Annotated in this window: 1 protein-coding gene; it reads right to left on the reverse strand. The window is 56.7% G+C overall.

Annotated features, from left to right (window positions below; all coding sequences use genetic code 11):
* A partial coding sequence (locus tag F759_RS39970) for an IS1182 family transposase (RefSeq protein ID WP_036026354.1) occupies positions 1 to 957 on the reverse strand: 957 nt, incomplete at its 3' end.
* Positions 958 to 1023 lie beyond the last annotated feature (66 nt).

Raw genomic sequence — 1023 nt, forward strand, 5'->3', positions numbered from 1 at the left:
CTTCGGAACGAACACGCTTATTCCGGCCTCATGGCATGCAAGTATCTCCTCGCTCTTGTAGTAGCCCCGATCCGCAACTGCAGTGAGCTTGTCGACGGCCATCTCCGTGCGGGCAAGCTTCGCCATCGACGTCAACTGATCACGATCGAGGCCATCATTGGTCACGACATGCGCGACAATCAAATGGTGCTTCGTGTCAACCGCAGTCTGGACGTTGTAGCCGACGACCCCCGTTCCTCGTGTCTTCATCGAACGGGCATCCGGGTCCGTGAGCGATACCTGTTTGTCGGGTGCTGCGTTGAGTTGGACCTCAATCTCCTTGAGGCCTCGCATCTGCTCCTTCAAGGCCGCAATCTTGTCCTGCAATCGCTCTGTCCGGACCTTTGCGATGGCAGGCTCCTGACGATCCGCTGTGTCCATCGCATCGAGATAGCGGGCGATACTTGACTCGATGTCGCGCATGCGTCGTTCAAGCTTCGCGCTCGTGAAGTTACGGTCGCGGTGGTTCACCGCCTTGAACTTGCTGCCGTCAATCGCAACGATCGCTTCGGCGAAAAGGTCCAGACGCTGGCACAGCACGACGAACTGACGGCAGACGCTACGGATCGCTCTGCCGTTGTCCTTGCGGAACCGCGCGATGGTCTTGAAGTCCGGTGCCAGGCGGCCCGTGAGCCACATGAGTTCGACGTTGCGCTGGGCCTCGCGTTCAAGGCGACGGCTCGATTGGATCCGGTTCAGGTAACCATAGATATAGATCTTGAGCATCACCTCGGGGTGATACGAAGGCCGACCCGTCAACGCTGGTTCGACGCCTTCAAACCCAAGCTTATGAAGATCAAGCTCATCTACAAAGACATCAACTACGCGCACGGGATTTGTGTCCGTCACGTAGTCATCGAGCGCTTCAGGGAGGAGAAAGCTTTGCGTACGATTGTCGCCTTGAACGAACCGTTTCATCCTGCTTATCCCTCGCTGTCGGATGGCAAATTTTAGCGCTCCAAAAACCGTTTTGACACAATCTGG

It is taken from the genome of Paraburkholderia dilworthii, from assembly GCF_000472525.1.
Taxonomy (GTDB): Bacteria; Pseudomonadota; Gammaproteobacteria; order Burkholderiales; family Burkholderiaceae; genus Paraburkholderia; species Paraburkholderia dilworthii.